Source organism: Niallia sp. FSL W8-0954 (assembly GCF_038005605.1).
GTDB lineage: Bacteria > Bacillota > Bacilli > Bacillales > Cytobacillaceae > Niallia > Niallia circulans_A.
On sequence record NZ_JBBOTN010000001.1, the window covers coordinates 340,527 to 358,022 of the forward strand.

16 protein-coding genes are annotated in these 17,496 nt (G+C 36.9%); 15 read left to right on the forward strand and 1 reads right to left on the reverse strand.

What is annotated here, in order from left to right:
* Positions 1 to 243 precede the first annotated feature (243 nt).
* The 15 genes from NX902_RS01810 (at position 244) to murB (ending at position 16,693) form a co-directional block, all read left to right on the forward strand.
* On the forward strand, positions 244 to 1,632 hold the full coding sequence (locus NX902_RS01810) for a protoporphyrinogen oxidase (protein WP_123258766.1): 1,389 nt from the start codon (positions 244 to 246) through the stop codon (positions 1,630 to 1,632).
* Between the two features lie 219 nt (positions 1,633 to 1,851).
* Complete coding sequence (locus NX902_RS01815) at positions 1,852 to 3,432, forward strand: histidine kinase N-terminal 7TM domain-containing diguanylate cyclase (RefSeq protein WP_163185706.1); 1,581 nt, start codon at positions 1,852 to 1,854, stop codon at positions 3,430 to 3,432.
* A 301-nt stretch (positions 3,433 to 3,733) separates the two neighbouring features.
* Positions 3,734 to 4,057, forward strand: coding sequence for a DUF3870 domain-containing protein (locus tag NX902_RS01820; protein WP_095331125.1), 324 nt, complete (start codon positions 3,734 to 3,736; stop codon positions 4,055 to 4,057).
* A gap of 120 nt (positions 4,058 to 4,177) precedes the next feature.
* Positions 4,178 to 5,005 carry a M55 family metallopeptidase gene (locus NX902_RS01825; protein ID WP_095331123.1) on the forward strand — a complete coding sequence of 276 codons (828 nt, stop codon included), beginning with the start codon at positions 4,178 to 4,180 and terminating at the stop codon, positions 5,003 to 5,005.
* Between the two features lie 12 nt (positions 5,006 to 5,017).
* Positions 5,018 to 5,947 (forward strand): ABC transporter permease, encoded by a 930-nt coding sequence (locus NX902_RS01830; RefSeq protein ID WP_095331121.1) that lies wholly within the window; start codon positions 5,018 to 5,020, stop codon positions 5,945 to 5,947.
* A gap of 2 nt (positions 5,948 to 5,949) precedes the next feature.
* Positions 5,950 to 6,912, forward strand: a complete 963-nt coding sequence (locus NX902_RS01835) for an ABC transporter permease (protein ID WP_163185700.1) — start codon at positions 5,950 to 5,952, stop codon at positions 6,910 to 6,912.
* Positions 6,912 to 7,904: an ABC transporter ATP-binding protein gene (locus NX902_RS01840; protein WP_095331119.1), complete on the forward strand. Its 993-nt coding sequence runs from the start codon at positions 6,912 to 6,914 to the stop codon at positions 7,902 to 7,904. Before NX902_RS01835 ends, NX902_RS01840 begins: the two co-directional genes overlap by 1 nt.
* A 100-nt stretch (positions 7,905 to 8,004) precedes the next feature.
* Entirely contained in the window at positions 8,005 to 9,618 is a 1,614-nt protein-coding gene (locus tag NX902_RS01845) for a peptide ABC transporter substrate-binding protein (protein ID WP_095331117.1), read from the forward strand.
* Between the two features lie 84 nt (positions 9,619 to 9,702).
* On the forward strand, positions 9,703 to 10,623 hold the full coding sequence (locus NX902_RS01850; protein ID WP_095331115.1) for a S66 peptidase family protein: 921 nt from the start codon (positions 9,703 to 9,705) through the stop codon (positions 10,621 to 10,623).
* Positions 10,624 to 10,707: 84 nt separating this feature from the next.
* Positions 10,708 to 11,808 carry a dipeptide epimerase gene (locus tag NX902_RS01855; RefSeq protein WP_095331113.1) on the forward strand — a complete coding sequence of 367 codons (1,101 nt, stop codon included), beginning with the start codon at positions 10,708 to 10,710 and terminating at the stop codon, positions 11,806 to 11,808.
* Positions 11,805 to 12,722, forward strand: a complete 918-nt coding sequence (locus NX902_RS01860) for a C40 family peptidase (RefSeq protein ID WP_095331111.1) — start codon at positions 11,805 to 11,807, stop codon at positions 12,720 to 12,722. Before NX902_RS01855 ends, NX902_RS01860 begins: the two co-directional genes overlap by 4 nt.
* A gap of 12 nt (positions 12,723 to 12,734) precedes the next feature.
* Positions 12,735 to 13,694: an ABC transporter ATP-binding protein gene (locus NX902_RS01865; RefSeq protein ID WP_095331110.1), complete on the forward strand. Its 960-nt coding sequence runs from the start codon at positions 12,735 to 12,737 to the stop codon at positions 13,692 to 13,694.
* 11 nt (positions 13,695 to 13,705) lie between these two features.
* Positions 13,706 to 14,488, forward strand: coding sequence for a serine hydrolase (locus NX902_RS01870; protein WP_095331108.1), 783 nt, complete (start codon positions 13,706 to 13,708; stop codon positions 14,486 to 14,488).
* A gap of 279 nt (positions 14,489 to 14,767) precedes the next feature.
* On the forward strand, positions 14,768 to 15,586 hold the full coding sequence (locus NX902_RS01875) for an ABC transporter ATP-binding protein (protein WP_095331107.1): 819 nt from the start codon (positions 14,768 to 14,770) through the stop codon (positions 15,584 to 15,586).
* 195 nt (positions 15,587 to 15,781) lie between these two features.
* Positions 15,782 to 16,693, forward strand: coding sequence for a UDP-N-acetylmuramate dehydrogenase (gene murB / locus NX902_RS01880; RefSeq protein ID WP_095331105.1), 912 nt, complete (start codon positions 15,782 to 15,784; stop codon positions 16,691 to 16,693).
* A gap of 80 nt (positions 16,694 to 16,773) precedes the next feature.
* On the opposite strand, the gene NX902_RS01885 is transcribed toward murB, so the two are convergent.
* A complete protein-coding gene (locus tag NX902_RS01885; protein ID WP_095331103.1) occupies positions 16,774 to 17,403 on the reverse strand; it encodes a VanZ family protein in 630 nt (209 codons plus the stop codon).
* Positions 17,404 to 17,496 lie beyond the last annotated feature (93 nt).

Below are 17,496 nucleotides of genomic sequence, written 5' to 3' on the forward strand. Positions count from 1 at the left end.
AATTGTTGCGTTGATAAAATTGATAGCGAATCCGAAGAGAAGCGCTTACATTACGTGGCTACTATTATTATACAATGGAATATAAGGGCATAATCAGCTAATTTGCAATTAAATTGTGAACAAATAGACACAAAAAAAGCGATGATGATGAGAAAGAAAGTGGTCATGATGCTTTATAATAAAAAAAGCTATTAATAAGAAGGTATTTAGAAGAGGGAATTTTGCTAAAAGAGGTGGAAGAAAGTGAAAACGGTTTTAGTTGTAGGTGGTGGGATAACAGGATTATCTGCCATGTATTATTTGCAAAAGGAAAATAGAGAAAGACAATTAGGACTTCGACTAGTTTTAGTGGAGGCAAATGACTACCTAGGCGGGAAAATCCATACGGTTACAAAAGATGATCTGCTTATGGAAACAGGAGCAGATTCCATTGTTGCCCGCAATAAAAATGTTCTTCCCTTTGTTAAGGAACTTAATTTAGAAGAAGAAATTGTTTATAACGCAACAGGGACATCTTATATTCATACACAAAACAAATTATTAGAAATTCCCAAGGATTCTATTTTCGGTATTCCGATGACATTAGAAGCTCTTTTTACAAGTGAACTCCTTTCCACTCGAGGAAAGCTAGAGGCTTTAAAGGATCTTTTTCGTACTAAGTCAAGCTTTACGAGAGAATCCTCCATTGGTGAATTTTTAGAGTATTATCTGGGAAAGGAAATCGTAGAAAAGCAGATTGCACCAGTTCTTGCGGGCGTTTACTCTGGAAATATTTATTCGTTAACAATGGGTTCCACCCTACCTTATCTGCTCGAATATAAGGAGCAGTATGGAAGCATCATCCGTGGGTTAGGGAAGAATAAAGAATCGTTTCAATCTGCTGCGAATAAGAAATTTATTTCTTTTAAAGATGGGTTATCTACAATTATAGATCGACTGGAGAAGGTATTAGAAGATGTATCCATTAGAAAGGGAATAGCTGTTACACGAATAAATAAGGAAGCAGACCAATATAAAGTTCAATTATCCAATGGGGAAGAAGAAATGGCAGACATGGTTGTCTTATCTACTCCCCACAATGTAACACAGCATATTTTAAGGAAGGATGAATTAAATCCTGTCTTTAGCAAGTTGAAAAATTCGTCCAATATCACCTTATATTTGTCCTATGATATTTCCGATGATGAACTGCCTAAAGATGGAACAGGCTTTATAGTCGCAGGGGATAGTGATATTGTTTGTAATGCTTGTACGTGGACAAGTAGAAAGTGGAAGCATACATCGAAGAATAATCAGCTATTATTGCGTCTATTCTATAAAAAAACAAATCCAGCCTATGAACGGCTAAATAGCCTTACAGAAGAGGAACTAATCCAAGAGGCTAGAAAGGATATAGAGAGAAGTCTTGGAATTACTTCAAAACCTAAAAGTTATGAAGTGACAAAATGGACTAATGCGATGCCTGTTTACTCATTAGAACATAAGCAAGCAGTAGAACAACTTAGCCAAGACTTAGCTCTTTTATACCCTAATGTGCATCTAGCTGGTTGTTCCTACTATGGAGTAGGAATTGCAGCATGTATAGCGAATGGGGAAGAAACAGCTAAGAAAATTTTGCATTCCATAGAATAAGAAAAGTGCAGAGCCATAGTAGGAAGGCTCTGTTTTTTTGTGAAATGATTTGATAGATGGAGCAATCGCTTGCTATTTATTTTGTAAAATAGCCGATTTTTAATTTCTTAATCTAGTAACGGGTTTTCACAAGATTTATAATAGGTGGAAGAACATAAAGAAAAGAGGAACTAACTAAATGAACAAAAGCCAGATGATGAGGATACAGGAGCAAAAGTAATGGATCATACTGTCATGGTATTTATTGTTTTAATCACGATGTCGGGTGCATTGCATGTGATATTAGCCATTATTGCGTATATGAATAGACAGGCATTTGAGGGAATGCGGACATTTTTGTGGTTTTCCTGCTTTAATGCTATTTATGCATTTGGGTATGCATTAGGACTTGCCAGTACAACGATAGAAGGAATGAAATTTTGGACAGCTGTTCAGTATTTAGGTATGCCGTTTTCGGCACCAGCTACATTAATTCTTGTTTTGCAATATATCGGCTACGATAGGCATTTAAATAAAAAAATGTATTTTTTCTATTATTTAATCCCAGCCCTTTCCTTTTTACTCGTTGCGACAAATGATTATCATCATTTATTCTATCAATCTGTATATTTAGAATATCGAAACGCAACTCCTCTCATGCAAATTACGATGGGACAATGGTATTTGCTACACGGTGCTTACTCGTTCGGAGCGTCTGCCGTTGCCTTTGTATTACTATCGATTTATTGGTTTAAAGAGAAATCTAGGCAAACAAAACAAGTAGCCATACTATTGACAGGAATTCTTGTCCCTGTTGGCGCGTCTTTTTCTTATTTGATAGGACTTACTCCAAACGGCTTAGATCCTGTTCCAATTGCGATGCTATTTTCTAGTTCACTTTATTTATATGCTATCATATCTACGAAGTTTTTGTTGGTCCCGCCAATAGAAAAGGATTATATATTTGAAAGTATGGGAGAGGCAGTACTAGTTTTAGATCAGACATATCATCTAAAAGATTTTAATAAGGCAGCTTCTAGATTATTTATTGATGTGAAAAGAGGAAAACATATAGCAGCTGTATTAGGGCTGGATGATCCAATTCTTGGACTGTTAAAAAACATCGATACGGATTCTGTCATATCGGAAGTGGAAAGGACTAATAAATCAGCAACGGAATATTATCAAGTTAAGATTTCTCCGATTAAAAAAGGAGAGTCAGCCATTGTCGGTACTTCCATTATGTTTGCAAATATTACGGAACAAAAGAAGGAACAGCTCAGCTTAACAAAATTGGCATACACAGATAGTCTGACACAAATATATAACCGTGCTTATGTTACAGCCCTTGCTGAAGAGATGCTTGTCAAGCATAGAAAGATAGCCGTTATCCTGTTTGATATTGATCATTTCAAGAAAATAAATGATACATATGGACATTTTGGGGGAGACGAAGCATTAAAGCATATTGCATCTCTAAGTAAAGCTCTGGTGCCAGGGAATGGAGTTTTTGGCAGATACGGTGGAGAGGAATTTATTCTTTTTCTATTTGGAAAAGAAGCAGAATCAGCCATTGACCTTTCTAGGAAATTAAGAAGATTAATCGCAGAATCCCCTTTCTATTATAAGGAAATAGTAATTAATATTACTGCGAGCTTTGGCGTGGCTATAAAGGAAAACTGTCTAGCTCTTATCCCGTTGATTAGCGAGGCGGATGAAGCGCTATATGCATCCAAAAGAGAGGGAAGAAATACCGTTTGTGTCGCAGAAAATGGAGAATACATCAAATTAGAATCTTCTCCATTAGTAGGGAAATATTGATAAGAGTAAGGGAGTTTTCTCGTGTGTCTGCAAATGTTATTTTTTCTCACACTATTTGTTAAAATATTTAGAAAATACTCAAAAATGTATTGCGTAAAAAAGAGTGGTGTATTACAATTTTTTATATAATCTAAATCTATCTTTTTTCGTCAAAATCAAAATGATAGAGAGAAAAGTTTGTTAGTTTTGCTGTTATTCAAGACAGAGCCCTTTTCTTACGACATATGCATTGCTTCGAATGTTTATGATGATCTCATAAATATCTCGTGCAATATCCAGATGTTTATAGGAGGAGTATCACATGTATCATGCAAATACTATATATATTATTGGAGAAAGTAAAACATCCTCTAATAATGCCATTATGCAGCAATACAATGGTTTTTTTATTGCGTTAGTGGTGGATAGAGTCTCTCACACAATTATTGATGCAGAATGTTCTTCCACTATCAATATAACCTCTTCCTTCATTAAGTCTATTGTAGTCGGGAAATCGATGTTAGATTTAGACACCGTTTTAAAGGAAGTAGAAAATCGTTATTTTGGATCTTCTCAAAAAGCAGTTATGGTTGCTTTTAAGAATGCCCATATTAAATATAAACAACTATTAAAAGAATTGGTGTAAACTGCTTTTTCTGTTATACGCAGAGAAAATCCAGTTGATAGAGATTTTACTTCTCTGTTAGCTGGATTTTTTTATTTTGTACGAATAAGTTAGACCAAAAAATGTGGGAGGTTTTTTCTAATGGGCAAAATTTATATGTCAGTTGATATGGAAGGAATAACAGGGTTAATTGATCACACACAGGTTGATTCCGATAAGCTAAATTATGAAAGAAGCCGCATCCTGATGACAGATGAAGCAAACTACGTTGTTACAAGTCTATTTGATCAAGGCATAGAAGAAGTGGTTGTAAATGACAGCCATAGTAAAATGAATAATTTATTAATAGAAAGATTTCATCCCAAAACAAAGTTAATAACAGGGGATGTGAAACCATATTCAATGGTGCAAGGGCTTGATGCTAGTTATGACGGGGCAATCTTTGTCGGGTATCATGCGCGAGCTTCTGTTCCTGGTGTTATGACCCATAGCATGATTTTTGGAGTCCGTAATATGTACATAGATGACGTTGTTGTTGGAGAATTAGGATTTAATGCTTATGTTGCTGGATATTTTGGTGTTCCAATAATTCTTGTAGCAGGGGACGATCAAGCAGCACAAGAAGCAGAACAGCTTATTCCTAATGTAACAACAGCGATTGTGAAAAATAGTATTTCAAGATCAGCAGCGATGAGTTTAACTCCTGCCCAAGCTGGAGAATTGCTGAAAGAAAAGACAAGGGAAGCGTTAGAAAAAAAGCATTTAATAAAACCTTTAGTACCACCAGCCAGTCCATTACTCCGCATCGAATTTGCGAACTATGGACAAGCAGAATGGGCTCATTTAATGCCGGGCACTGAGATAGAGCCTGGTACTACAATTGTGCGTTTTCAAGCAAAAAACATCTTAGAAGCATATCAAGCTATGCTGGTTATGACTGAACTTGCGATGAGAACAACATTTTGTTAGGTGGTGTGACCGATGAAATCTTATTATGTTAAGCGCTTTTTCTCGATGGTCGTAACGTTATGGGTCATTATTACGATTACTTTCTTTTTAATGCATTTTACACCAGGTTCGCCATTTAATGATGAAAGAACGACGAATGATGCGATTCAGAAGAATTTAGAGGAGCAATATCATTTAGATAAACCGCTCATTGTTCAATATGGTATGTATTTAAAACAAATAGCAACCTTTGACTTTGGCATATCGATAAAAAAATCATCGCAAACAGTAAATGAAATGATTGGAAGAGGATTTCCTGTTTCCTTTGAGCTTGGTATGGTTTCCTTAATAGTTGCGGTTATTTCAGGGATAACGCTTGGCGTGATTGCTTCCCTTAAACACAATGGGGTCATTGATTATATAGCGATGACAATAGCGGTAATAGGAATTTCTATTCCTAACTTTGTTTTAGCAACCATGTTGATTCAACAGTTTGCGGTTCATTGGAAGATACTCCCGACAGCGACATGGTCGAGCTGGAAGCATATGATTCTCCCAACGATAGCACTTGCGACAGGTCCAACCGCCATTATTGCTCGGTTAACAAGAACGAGTATGCTAGAAGTATTAACACAAGATTATATAAAAACAGCTAGGGCAAAGGGACTTTCTCCATTCAAAATAATTGTCAAACACGCACTGCGCAATGCTCTTTTGCCAGTTGTAACTTTATTAGGTGCTTTGGCAGCCAGTATTTTGACTGGTACCTTCGTGATTGAAAAAATATTTGCGATTCCTGGTATGGGGAAATACTTTGTAGATAGTATTAATAATCGTGATTATCCTGTTATTATGGGGACGACTATTTTTTACAGTACCATTTTAATTATCATGCTATTCCTCGTTGATTTAGCATATGGCATATTGGATCCGCGAATAAAACTTCAGAAGAAGGAGGGCTAGCAATGGGCTTACGTCAAGAAACAATGTATGAAAAAAAGGACGATATTGCTCTTGATGAATGGTTTGTACCAATAGAGAGACAGCTTGGGGAGGCTGAAGCCGTTGTTCGTCCAAGCCTATCCTATTGGCAAGAAGCATGGAGAAATCTTTGGAAGAATAAATTAGCGATGGGAGCATTTTTTTTCTTAATTTTATTAATTATTATGTCTATCATTGGACCGATAATTTCTCCCCATTCGATTTCGGAGCAAAAGCTTATTAATCAAAATCAGCCGCCTTCTTCTGAATATTGGTTTGGGACAGATAGTCTTGGCAGAGACGTCTTTTCAAGAACCTGGTACGGGGCCAGAATATCGTTGTTTGTTGGGATTGCTGCTGCCGTCATTGATTTTTTGATAGGAGTTGCTTACGGTGGGCTATCGGGATACAAGGGTGGCAAGATGGATCACGTCATGATGAGAATAGTAGAAGTACTATATGGACTCCCATATTTATTAATCGTTATTTTAATGTCTGTTGTGATGGGGCCGGGGCTAGGATCTATTATTATTGCCTTGTCTATTACAGGATGGGTTGGAATGGCCCGCATAGTTAGAGGACAAGTTCTGCAAATAAAAAACTATGAATTTATTTTAGCATCGAAAACTTTTGGAGCTAAAACTTACAGAATAATTAGAAAAAACCTTCTTCCAAATACAATGGGCCCGATAATTGTTCAAATGACTTTAACAGTTCCCTCTGCAATATTTGCAGAAGCGTTTTTAAGCTTTTTAGGGCTTGGCATCCAAGCACCTTTAACAAGCTGGGGAGTTATGGCAGATGAAGGATTATCTGCTATTTTAACAGGTCATTGGTGGAGGCTGTTTTTTCCAACCTTATTTATATCGCTTACGATGTTTGCTTTCAATGTATTAGGGGATGGACTCCAGGATGCTCTTGATCCAAAGCTGAGGGGTGGAAAATAATGACGGCAATACTAGAAATCCGTAATCTACATGTTTCTTTTGCGTCTTATGGAGGAGAGGTAAAAGCGGTAAGAGGAGTAAATTTTTCGTTGCAAAAGGGGGAAACTTTAGCCATTGTTGGAGAATCTGGCTGTGGAAAAAGTGTTACATCGCAAACGATTATGCGATTAATTCCGAGTCCGCCAGGAAGAATTACAGATGGCTCTATTTTATATAAAGGGATGGATCTCACCAAGCTGAAAGATGAAGACATGAGAAAAATTCGCGGTGCCGATATCTCTATGATTTTCCAAGACCCAATGACAGCTTTAAATCCTACGCTGACGATTGGAGATCAGATTATGGAAGGGATTAAACAGCACAAGCAGATTTCCAAAGCAGAAGCAAAAGATAAGGCGATTGAAATGCTTACATTAGTTGGCATCCCTAATCCCGAAATGCGATTGAAACAATATCCTCACCAATTTAGCGGAGGGATGAGACAGCGAATAGTGATCGCGATGGCATTGATTTGTGAACCAGAGATTTTAATTGCAGATGAGCCTACAACAGCTTTAGATGTAACAATCCAAGCGCAGATTTTGGATTTATTCCGAGAGATTCAACAAAAAAGAGAAGTATCCATTATTCTAATCACACATGATTTAGGGGTAGTTGCTCAAGTAGCTGATCGTGTAGCGGTTATGTACGCAGGAAAAATAGTGGAGATGGGCAATAGAAGAGATATTTTCTATTCTCCCCAGCATCCATATACAAAGGGTCTGCTAAATTCTGTCCCGAGATTGGATCAGGAAGGTGAGCTGGTGCCAATAGACGGAACTCCTCCAGATTTATTTTCTCCGCCAAAAGGCTGCTCTTTTACGGCAAGGTGCCCGTATGCAATGGAGGTGTGCAAAAGAGTATACCCGTCAAAAAGTAATTTGAGTGCTCAACATCAAGTCAATTGCTGGCTGCAGGATGAGCGGGCAAGACGGGTATTGCACACGATTTAAAGATTGGAAGTCTTCGGAATATAGTTTTTAGCTATTTTTTGACTTTAAAGGAAAAGTCATTTTATAGATTACGAGATGAAAACGAAGTGGGGGGAATATGATGAAAAAGATAGCAATCAGTTTTTTGGCTATGATTATAATTTTTTCACTTGCTGCTTGTACAGCCAATAGTGATGCAGGAAAGGAAAAGGCGGCAGGGGAAACGAAAGAAAAGGTATTAAATTTAAACAATGGACAAGAGCCTAGTTCTTTCGATCCGCCAATTGGTTTTGATAGTGTTTCATGGACAGCTTTAAACAATTTAATGGAGGGCTTAACGCGATTGGATAACAATCATGAGCCTCAAGCGGCTATAGCTGAAAAATGGGATGTGTCAGAAGACGGAAAAGTATATACGTTCCATTTAAGAGAGAATGCAAATTGGTCTAATGGAGATCCAGTTACTGCAGGTGATTTTGTCTTTGCTTGGAAACGATTGTTAAATCCAGATACGAAATCGCCAGCTGCTTTCCTTGGTTATTTTATTGAGGGGGGAGAAGCATATGCAAACGGAGAAGGTTCAGCAGAGGATGTAAAACTTAAAGCAGTTGATGAAAAGACGCTTGAAGTTACCTTAACAGCCCCACAAGCTTATTTTCTAAATGTTATCACTAATCCTGCATTTTTTCCGATTAATGAAAAGGTAGCGACAGAAAATCCAAAATGGTTTTCAGAGGCAGACTCATTTGTAGGAAATGGTCCATTTAAATTAACTAAATGGGAGCATGACAGCTATTTTGAAATGGAGAAAAACGAAAAATATTGGGATGCTGATACGGTTAAGTTAGATAAAATACACTGGGCAATGGTGGATGATTCCAATACAGAATATCAAATGTTCCAAAATGGGGAATTGGATGTTTCTGATGTTCCAGCAGAATTAAGTGAGCAGTTATTTAGTGAAGGAAAGGTTAAAGTAGAAGACCAGGCAGGAACGTATTTTTATCGATTTAATGTGACAAAAGAGCCGTTCACAAATAAAAATATTCGTAAGGCTTTTGCTTTAGCTGTTGATCAACAGCAAATCGTCGATTATGTAACAAAAAATCAAGAGAAGCCTGCCTATGGCTTTGTTTCATATGGATACTTGGACAATGATGGGAATGATTTCCGTAAAACGAATGGAGATTTAATAAAGACAGATGTGGAAGCAGCAAAGAAATTGCTTGAACAAGGAATGAAGGAAGAAGGATATACAACTTTGCCAGAAGTGACGCTTACTTATAGTACAAGTGATACACATAAAGCAATAGCGGAAGCCTTACAAGCAATGTTTAAGGATAATCTTGGCATAGACGTCAAGCTTGCCAATATGGAAGCAAGCGTCTTTACGCAAGAACAAACAGCTTTAAAGCTGCAATTATCCAGAAGCTCTTTCCTTGCAGACTATGGAGATCCGATTAACTTTCTTGAAAACTTCCAATCTGGTTTGGCAATGAATAGAACAGGTTGGTCAAATGCGGAATATGATCAATTAATTAAAGAGGCTAAAAATGAATCGGATGAAGCAAAACGCTTTGAATTAATGTATAAAGCAGAAAAATTACTGTTGGATGAGGCACCAATTTTCCCAATTCATTTCTATAACTATGTGTATTTACAAAACGATAGTGTGACGGGAATTGTTCGTCATCCGGTTGGATACCTTGAATTAAAATGGGCAGATAAAAAATAAGAAGAGAGCAGAAGGGATGAACAAAAGGCATCCCTTCTTTCCTTAAAACATTAAAAAAATGAAAAAAGAAAGGGATAATAAAAAGTGATAAAGCCGGAACGTTTAAAAAAAGGAGATACCATTGCCGTTATTGCTCCAGCTAGTCCGCCATCGTCCGACACTTTACAGAAAGGTATCCATTATTTAGAAGAGGAATTAGGGTTAAAAGTAAAGGTTGGACAACATGTTTACGATCAATACGGTTATTTAGCAGGAGAAGATGAAGCTAGATTAGTAGATTTAGAAAATGCGTTTTTAGATCAAGAAGTAAAGGGGATTTTCTGTGCCTGTGGAGGATATGGAACCGCTAGATTAGCAGGTCAAATTAACTATTCCATCATTGCTCAAAATCCGAAGATATTTTGGGGCTACAGTGATATAACGTTTCTGCATACTGCAATCTTTAATAGAACAGGATTGGTTACTTTTCATGGTCCGATGCTTTCATCGGATATTGGAATGGAAGACTGTCATCCTTTATCGAAAGCTCTATTAAAACAATTATTTCAACCGCAGGAAATGATGTATACAGAAGAATACTCGAACTTGGATATTTTAGTAGAAGGAAAGGCCGCAGGACAGATAACAGGAGGAAACCTTTCTCTTATCACAAGTTCAATCGGTACTTCTTTTGAAATAGATACTAAAGCAAAAATTCTACTGATAGAAGATATAAATGAAGAGCCGCGATCAATAGACCGAATGCTTAATCAATTACAGCAAGCTGGAAAGCTGACAGATGCTGCCGGAATTATTATTGGTGATTTTCATCAATGTCTTCCCAAAAGAGACAAGTCGCTTGTGTTAGACGAAGTGATTGACCACTATATTCAAAAAGCGGGGAAACCAACCATGAAGGGATTTAAAATAGGACATTGTTCGCCACATATATCAATTCCGCTAGGGGTTAATGCGGAAATAAATACGAATGAAAAAGTACTAATGATTGATAGCGGCGTGGAATAAATTAGAAGAAGTAAAAGCTGGAGAGTAAGTTAATTGGTATAACACCACCAGAAAACAAGATTTTAAAAATAAGGATGATACATAGTGAAAATAACTAAAATCGAAACATTCCGTGTCGCAGTTCCATTAATTAAACCTTTTAAGACAGCATTACGAACCGTAACGATTGCAGAGTCTGTATATGTAAAGATTATATGCGAAAACGGAATTGTTGGTTGGGGAGAAGCACCGCCGACTTTAGTAATAACAGGAGACAGTCTAAAAAGCATCGAAGCATCCATTCATGAAGTGTTCAAACCTTATTTATTGAGCAAAAGCATTTTGCAGCTCGAATTATTGCTTCAAGGAATCCAGCAAATACTGGTTGGAAATGTGAGTGCAAAAGCAGCGATTGATATGGCTCTATATGACTGTTTTTCCCAATACTGTAAGCTGCCGCTTTATCAATTATTGGGTGGATATAATAATACATTGGAAACAGATTATACAGTTAGTGTTAATGACCCGGTAGAAATGGGAGAAGACGCAATGAGCTATGTTAAACAAGGGTTTAATGTATTAAAGATTAAAGTGGGAAAAGATGAAATACAAACAGATATTAATAGAATAATAGAGATTAGAAGAAGAGTAGGAAGTGAAATTAAATTAAGACTGGACGCTAACCAAGGCTGGAGTCCGAAAGAGGCAGTTGTAGCTATAAGAAAAATGGAGGATTTAGGACTTAACGTCGAATTAGTGGAACAGCCAGTTAAAGCGGATGATATACAAGGTTTAAAGAAGGTAACTGATTCAGTAGATACATTAATTATGGCTGATGAGGCTGTATTTACTCCCCAGCAAGCCTTTGAGGTGCTGAAAACACGCAGTGCAGATTTAATTAATATTAAATTAATGAAATCAGGGGGTATCTACCGTGCCCAGGTTATTAATCATTTAGCTGAAGTTTCAGGAATGGAATGTATGGTCGGAAGTATGATTGAAACTAAATTAGGGATAACTGCTGCGGCCCATTTTGCAGCAAGTAAAAAGAATATAACTCGTTATGATTTTGATGCACCGCTGATGCTGGCCCGAGACATAGTAGATGGCGGTGTTCAATATGACGGAAGAAACATCATTTTATCTAAGCAATTTGGTTTGGGGATAAATCATATTCTTGTACACGAAAAGGAGAATGTGGGATGACGAAATATGATGTGAGAATAGTGGATGTTCCTGTTGCTACCCTCTGGACAACTGAATATTCAGCCAGAGAAATAGACGCAGGGGCAATTGATAATCCGTGTGACATAAAGAGCTGGATTGCGAGTCTTGATTATGAAAAAGGACTAGAGCTTTGTACAGAGAACTTAGTACAATCTCAAGCATTGTATGGGCAAGAGGTATATGTATTGGATGAAAAAGGCGACTGGGCATATGTAGCATTGCCCAATCAAGCAACTCGGAAAAATCAGCTTGGCTACCCGGGATGGATACCTAAAAAACAATTGGTGAAAAAGGAAGGTTATTCTTTACAAAGTGGACCGATTGCAGTGGTTGAAGCATTTGCAGCAGAGTTATGCAATCGCAATAAAGATGTGATATTGCCATTATCCTTTCAAACGAGACTCCCGCTAAAAAAACAAGAAGGAGAATGGGTTCAAGTGTCGACACCTTCTGGGGAAGGGTGGATTAGAGCAGCGGATGTAGTCGTTTATCCCTCTTTTCAAGATGTCCGCAAAGGAACAGGGAAAGATATAGTAAACCAAGGGGAGCGATTTTTGAAACTAGACTATTTATGGGGCGGCATGAGTTCGTTCGGTTATGATTGCTCTGGTTTCAGTTACAGTATGTGCTTAGCAAATGGGTATTTGATACCGAGAGATGCCAGTGAGCAAGCAGAGGCAGGGAAAAAAATCCCTTTAGAGGAAATTGAGCCAGGAGATTTATTGTTTTTTGCTTACGAGGAAGGGCAAGGGTATATCCACCATGTAGGTATTTATTATGGAGAAAATAAATTGCTTCATTCCCCAAAAACAGGAAAGACAATCGAAATTATTCCTTTAGAAAATACAATCTATGAAAAAGAATTATGTGTAGCAAGAAGATATTGGGAATAAGGAGAGAGTGGTATGACACAGCAGGTCCTATTGAAAGTAGAAAATGTATCGAAGCATTTTGAATTAGAGAAGAATACGACATTACAAGCTGTATCCAATGTATCCTTTTCTATCAAGAAAGGAGAAACATTTGGTATTGTCGGTGAATCGGGCTGTGGAAAATCGACATTAGGCAGAACGATTATGGGATTATATAAGGCATCGAATGGGCAAGTTTTATACAATGATATCAATATGGGAAGTATGTCTGAAAAGGATAATTTTTCATTTCGACGAAAAATGCAAATGATTTTTCAGGATCCCTATGCTTCGTTAAATCCTCGTTCCACGGTTCGCGAGATTCTAGCAGAGCCTTTAGAAATTCATGGAGTCTATCGAACAAAGGAAGAAAAAAATGCTCGTATAGATGAGTTATTAGAAAGTGTAGGGCTGAATAGAGAACATGCCAATCGTTTTCCCCATGAATTTAGCGGGGGACAAAGACAAAGAATTGGCATTGCGAGAGCATTAGCCTTAGAGCCGGAATTTATCATTGCAGATGAGCCGATCTCCGCACTAGATGTTTCTGTGCAAGCACAAGTAGTAAATCTATTAAAAAGGCTGCAAAGAGAAAAACAATTAACCTATCTATTTATAGCCCATGATTTATCGATGGTAAAGCAGATCAGTGATCGAATTGGTGTCATGTACTTAGGGAATTTAGTAGAGTTAACAGACAGTAAGGCATTGTATTCCAATCCCCTACATCCATATACACAGGCGCTTCTTTCTGCTATTCCTATTCCAGATCCAGATATAGAAGACAAAAGAGAAAGAATTATCTTAAAAGGAGAATTACCAAGTCCAGTTGACCCGCCAAGTGGTTGTGTTTTTCGAACCCGCTGTCCCCATGCGATGGATATTTGTGCCAATGAAAAGCCAGCTTGGCAAGAGCGAGAAAATGGCCATTTTGTAGCCTGTCACCTTTATTAGGAAATAACACGATGAATATGGAGAAATTAAGCAAGCGCATAGATAAAATTGTGCAGGAATATGAGGGAGAAGGTCATTTAGGGATAGCGATTGAATGGAAGGAGCAGAGTTTTCTTCTAAATGAAAACGACATTTTTCCAAGTGCTAGTCTCATTAAATTACCAGTTTTGATTGAAGGCTTTATGCAGAGCTCAAGTGGAATATTAGATTTGGAGGATTTAGTAAAGGTTAATAGCCTCCAAAAAACAGGGGGAGCGGGTATTGTTCAATACATGTCTCCGCAAAGTCGTTTATCGATTCGCGATTTACTTACTTTAATGATAATTGTTTCGGATAATATGGCAACCAATTATTTGATTGAGCGACTTGGTATGGACAATGTGAATAGAAGGTGTCAACAGATTGGGATGTCATCAACCATTCTGCAGCGAAAAATGATGGATCGAGAAGCGCGAGAAAGAAAAATCGAAAACTATACCTCTCCTCAAGATATTCTCCGATGTTTAAAGTCGATTTATAACGATAAAAATCAGAGTGGGAAGACAATCTTAGATCATCAACAACTTCTTGATAAACTGCCGTATTACCACAGAGAGAATAGTGGTATTAGAATTGCTAATAAAACGGGAGAATTGGATAAGGTGGAACACGATTGTGCCATCATAGAGTACGAGGATGAAACGATCTTTATTGCGGTTTTAACAGATCAGCTTACAGCTAATCAGAAGGGGAAAGAAATAATCCAATTAATTGGAGCCAGTATTTTTGAATGTCTATATGATAAAAAAGTCTGAACGGATGGTGCAGCACCATAAGGCAGACTTTTTTTGCGTGAATCAAATCAGAAAGGTGCACGAAATAAATTCTTGTAAATATGTGAAACAGTCTTGAATGAAATCCTAGTACAAATTATAATAAATAATGAAAATCATTATCAATTATGTAATTTGTAAAGAAATAGATATATCTTTGATCTTCGAATAAAGAAGGAAATAACCGCGGAAAATAGCAAAAGAAAATGACTCTGAATTTATAATAAAACTTCTAGAAAGTAAGTGAGGGAGGGGAGAAGAATGGACATACTGTCTACAGATCAACTCAAAATTGGATATGAAGATAAAATTATTGTTGATGATTTGAATTTACGTGTAAAGGAAGGGGAAATCACAACCATTATCGGGCCCAATGGCTGTGGGAAGTCCACGATATTAAAGACTCTTGCTCGAATCCATAAAGCAAAGGCAGGGTTTATATATCTAGACGGAGAAATGATACACAAAATTCCTACCAAAAAAATTGCCCAAAGAATGGCAGTGCTTCCTCAATCACCGGACGCACCGAATGGATTAACGATTTATGATTTAGTTTCCTATGGTCGTTCCCCTCATCAAAGAGGATTTGGGCGATTAGGAGAGAAAGATAAAGAAGTGATAAATTGGGCATTAGAAGTAACGGGTTTAACAGAGCTGAAGGATCAAGAAGTTGATACATTATCAGGTGGTCAGCGTCAAAGAGCGTGGATTGCGATGGCGATTGCGCAGGAAACAAATCTTCTGTTATTAGATGAACCGACAACGTATTTGGATATGGCTCATCAATTGGAAGTACTGAAATTGTTAAAGAAATTGAATGAAGAAGAAAATCGAACAATTGTGATGGTTATTCATGATCTGAACCATGCAGCAAGATTTTCTGATCATATGATCGCAATGAGAAATGGTAAATTGATGAAAGAGGGAACAGCGGAAGAGGTAATGACAGAAGAGGTTCTAAAAGAAGTTTTCCAAATAGATGCTGTTGTCGTAAAGGACCCTAGAACGAATAAGCCTGCTTGCCTCTCTTACGACTTATTACACCAAAAGGAAAGAGAATTAGTAGCATTTGCTAAGTAATAGATAAAAGATTACTTAGCTTTTTTTATGGAAACTTGTCTTATCCTTATTTTTAGCATGAAGAGAAGTGTTTTCTCATATAATGGGATTGAGTAACATTTCACATAAATTTGCTTATTATCGTCGTACCTATTTATAATTTTGGTATACTATTAGAATAGTGTAGTCAGAAATATGTATAGAAGGTTGAGATTAATGAATAAAAATATATTATTAAAAAAATTTCTTGAAATATTGCCTAAAGAAAGTGTAAAAATGGATGAGGCGTTAAATAAATATACGTACACTAAAATTGGTGGAAAGGCTGATTTTTTACTTTTTCCGCTAACATATGAACAATTACAGTCAGCGTATAAATTAGCCCTTACTCAAAATGTGCCAATCACGATATTAGGAAATGGTTCTAATGTGTTGATTAGAGATGGCGGAATTCGTGGAGTTGTATTTAATTTAACTAAACTTGAGGGAATTTCTCTTGCAGGAAATAAAGTGATTGCCCAAAGTGGTGCGGCGATTATCGAAACCTCTAGATTTGCATTAGAGCATTCCTTAACTGGATTGGAATTTGCTTGTGGAATTCCAGGTTCTGTCGGTGGAGCGTTATATATGAATGCGGGAGCTTACGGTGGTGAGGTTGCTGATGTATTGGAATCAGCAAAAGTATTAACGAAAACAGGTGAAATTCAAACTGTAACAAAAGAGGAATTAGAACTTGGCTATCGTACTAGTAGTATTGAAAAAAATGGCTGGGTAGCGTTAGAAGGAACTTTTTCTCTGCAAACAGGAGAGTATGCAGAAATTAAGGCGAAAATGGATGAACTTACTTTCTTGCGTGAATCAAAACAACCGTTAGAATATCCATCATGCGGGAGTGTCTTTAAAAGACCACCTAACCACTTTGCAGGGAAACTAATTCAAGATAGCGGTCTTCAAGGAACGAAAATAGGTGGTGCACAAGTTTCGACGAAACACGCAGGGTTCATTGTGAACGTAGAAGATGCTACAGCTAATGACTATCTATCCTTAATAAAACATGTCCAAAAAACAGTAAAAGAAAACTTTAACGTCGAGCTTGAGACAGAAGTTAGAATTATTGGTGAGGAATAATAGTTTGTTCTGCTTTATTAATAAGACGAAAGGGACATCGGAAGAAGAGTTAATCTTTTTCTGATGCCCCTTTTTGGTGATTATTTTAAATCTATTTTCCGCAAAAATAACCACATTAATAGATAGAGAAGATATCCTATTATCGCACCAAAGACATTAAGAATGAAATCATCTATATCTGCAGTTCGATCAACAGTAAAGAAAAATTGGATTAGTTCAATGGAAAGAGAGCAGAGGATAGCAAGTCCTATTGTGATCAATGCTTGAAAATGTTTTTTATATAACATAGGCAGTATAAAACCAAAGGGAATAAACAAGATGATGTTGCCTAAAGTGTATAACATCCAAAAGAAAGGCGGCTTATATTTATATTGATACAAAATTTGAACATATGGTGTAATATTCATTTTTCCTTCCGTTATGGTTGGTGGAGTGAAGTGAAAAGGAGCTAAAGTCACATAAGCAACAGTCAGCAAATAAAAGAAAAATAGATTGGGCAGAATCTCTTTAGAAAAAATGACTGAATTTCTTTCGTTCTTTCGTTGAAGTCGGAAATAGACCCATAACGGCACGGCCAGAATAAGAATAAAAGGAAAATTTAGTCGCAATTGAACTCCACTTATCGACCATAATGTAATAAATAGAAAGAGAAAAATGATAACAAAGATTCCACTTTTTAATACATGCACAGATAATCGAAGTCCTTTCATTAATGTTTGTTCTCCTAAAAGTATATGAAGCTTGTTTGAAAATAGAATACAAAGCGAATTGCTTTACTCTTATTAAAGAAAAAAGCATACTAG

What these genes read in the sequence shown, in the direction of transcription:
- NX902_RS01820 (WP_095331125.1), top strand. Translation starts at nt 3,734, where the DNA reads ATGTATCATGCAAATACTATATATATTATTGGAGAAAGTAAAACATCC.
- NX902_RS01840 (WP_095331119.1), top strand. Translation starts at nt 6,912, where the DNA reads ATGACGGCAATACTAGAAATCCGTAATCTACATGTTTCTTTTGCGTCT.
- NX902_RS01865 (WP_095331110.1), top strand. Translation starts at nt 12,735, where the DNA reads ATGACACAGCAGGTCCTATTGAAAGTAGAAAATGTATCGAAGCATTTT.
- NX902_RS01845 (WP_095331117.1), top strand. Translation starts at nt 8,005, where the DNA reads ATGAAAAAGATAGCAATCAGTTTTTTGGCTATGATTATAATTTTTTCA.
- NX902_RS01835 (WP_163185700.1), top strand. Translation starts at nt 5,950, where the DNA reads ATGGGCTTACGTCAAGAAACAATGTATGAAAAAAAGGACGATATTGCT.
- NX902_RS01885 (WP_095331103.1), bottom strand. Translation starts at nt 17,403, where the DNA reads ATGAAAGGACTTCGATTATCTGTGCATGTATTAAAAAGTGGAATCTTT.
- NX902_RS01830 (WP_095331121.1), top strand. Translation starts at nt 5,018, where the DNA reads ATGAAATCTTATTATGTTAAGCGCTTTTTCTCGATGGTCGTAACGTTA.
- NX902_RS01875 (WP_095331107.1), top strand. Translation starts at nt 14,768, where the DNA reads ATGGACATACTGTCTACAGATCAACTCAAAATTGGATATGAAGATAAA.
- NX902_RS01825 (WP_095331123.1), top strand. Translation starts at nt 4,178, where the DNA reads ATGGGCAAAATTTATATGTCAGTTGATATGGAAGGAATAACAGGGTTA.
- NX902_RS01815 (WP_163185706.1), top strand. Translation starts at nt 1,852, where the DNA reads ATGGATCATACTGTCATGGTATTTATTGTTTTAATCACGATGTCGGGT.
- NX902_RS01860 (WP_095331111.1), top strand. Translation starts at nt 11,805, where the DNA reads ATGACGAAATATGATGTGAGAATAGTGGATGTTCCTGTTGCTACCCTC.
- murB (WP_095331105.1), top strand. Translation starts at nt 15,782, where the DNA reads ATGAATAAAAATATATTATTAAAAAAATTTCTTGAAATATTGCCTAAA.
- NX902_RS01870 (WP_095331108.1), top strand. Translation starts at nt 13,706, where the DNA reads ATGAATATGGAGAAATTAAGCAAGCGCATAGATAAAATTGTGCAGGAA.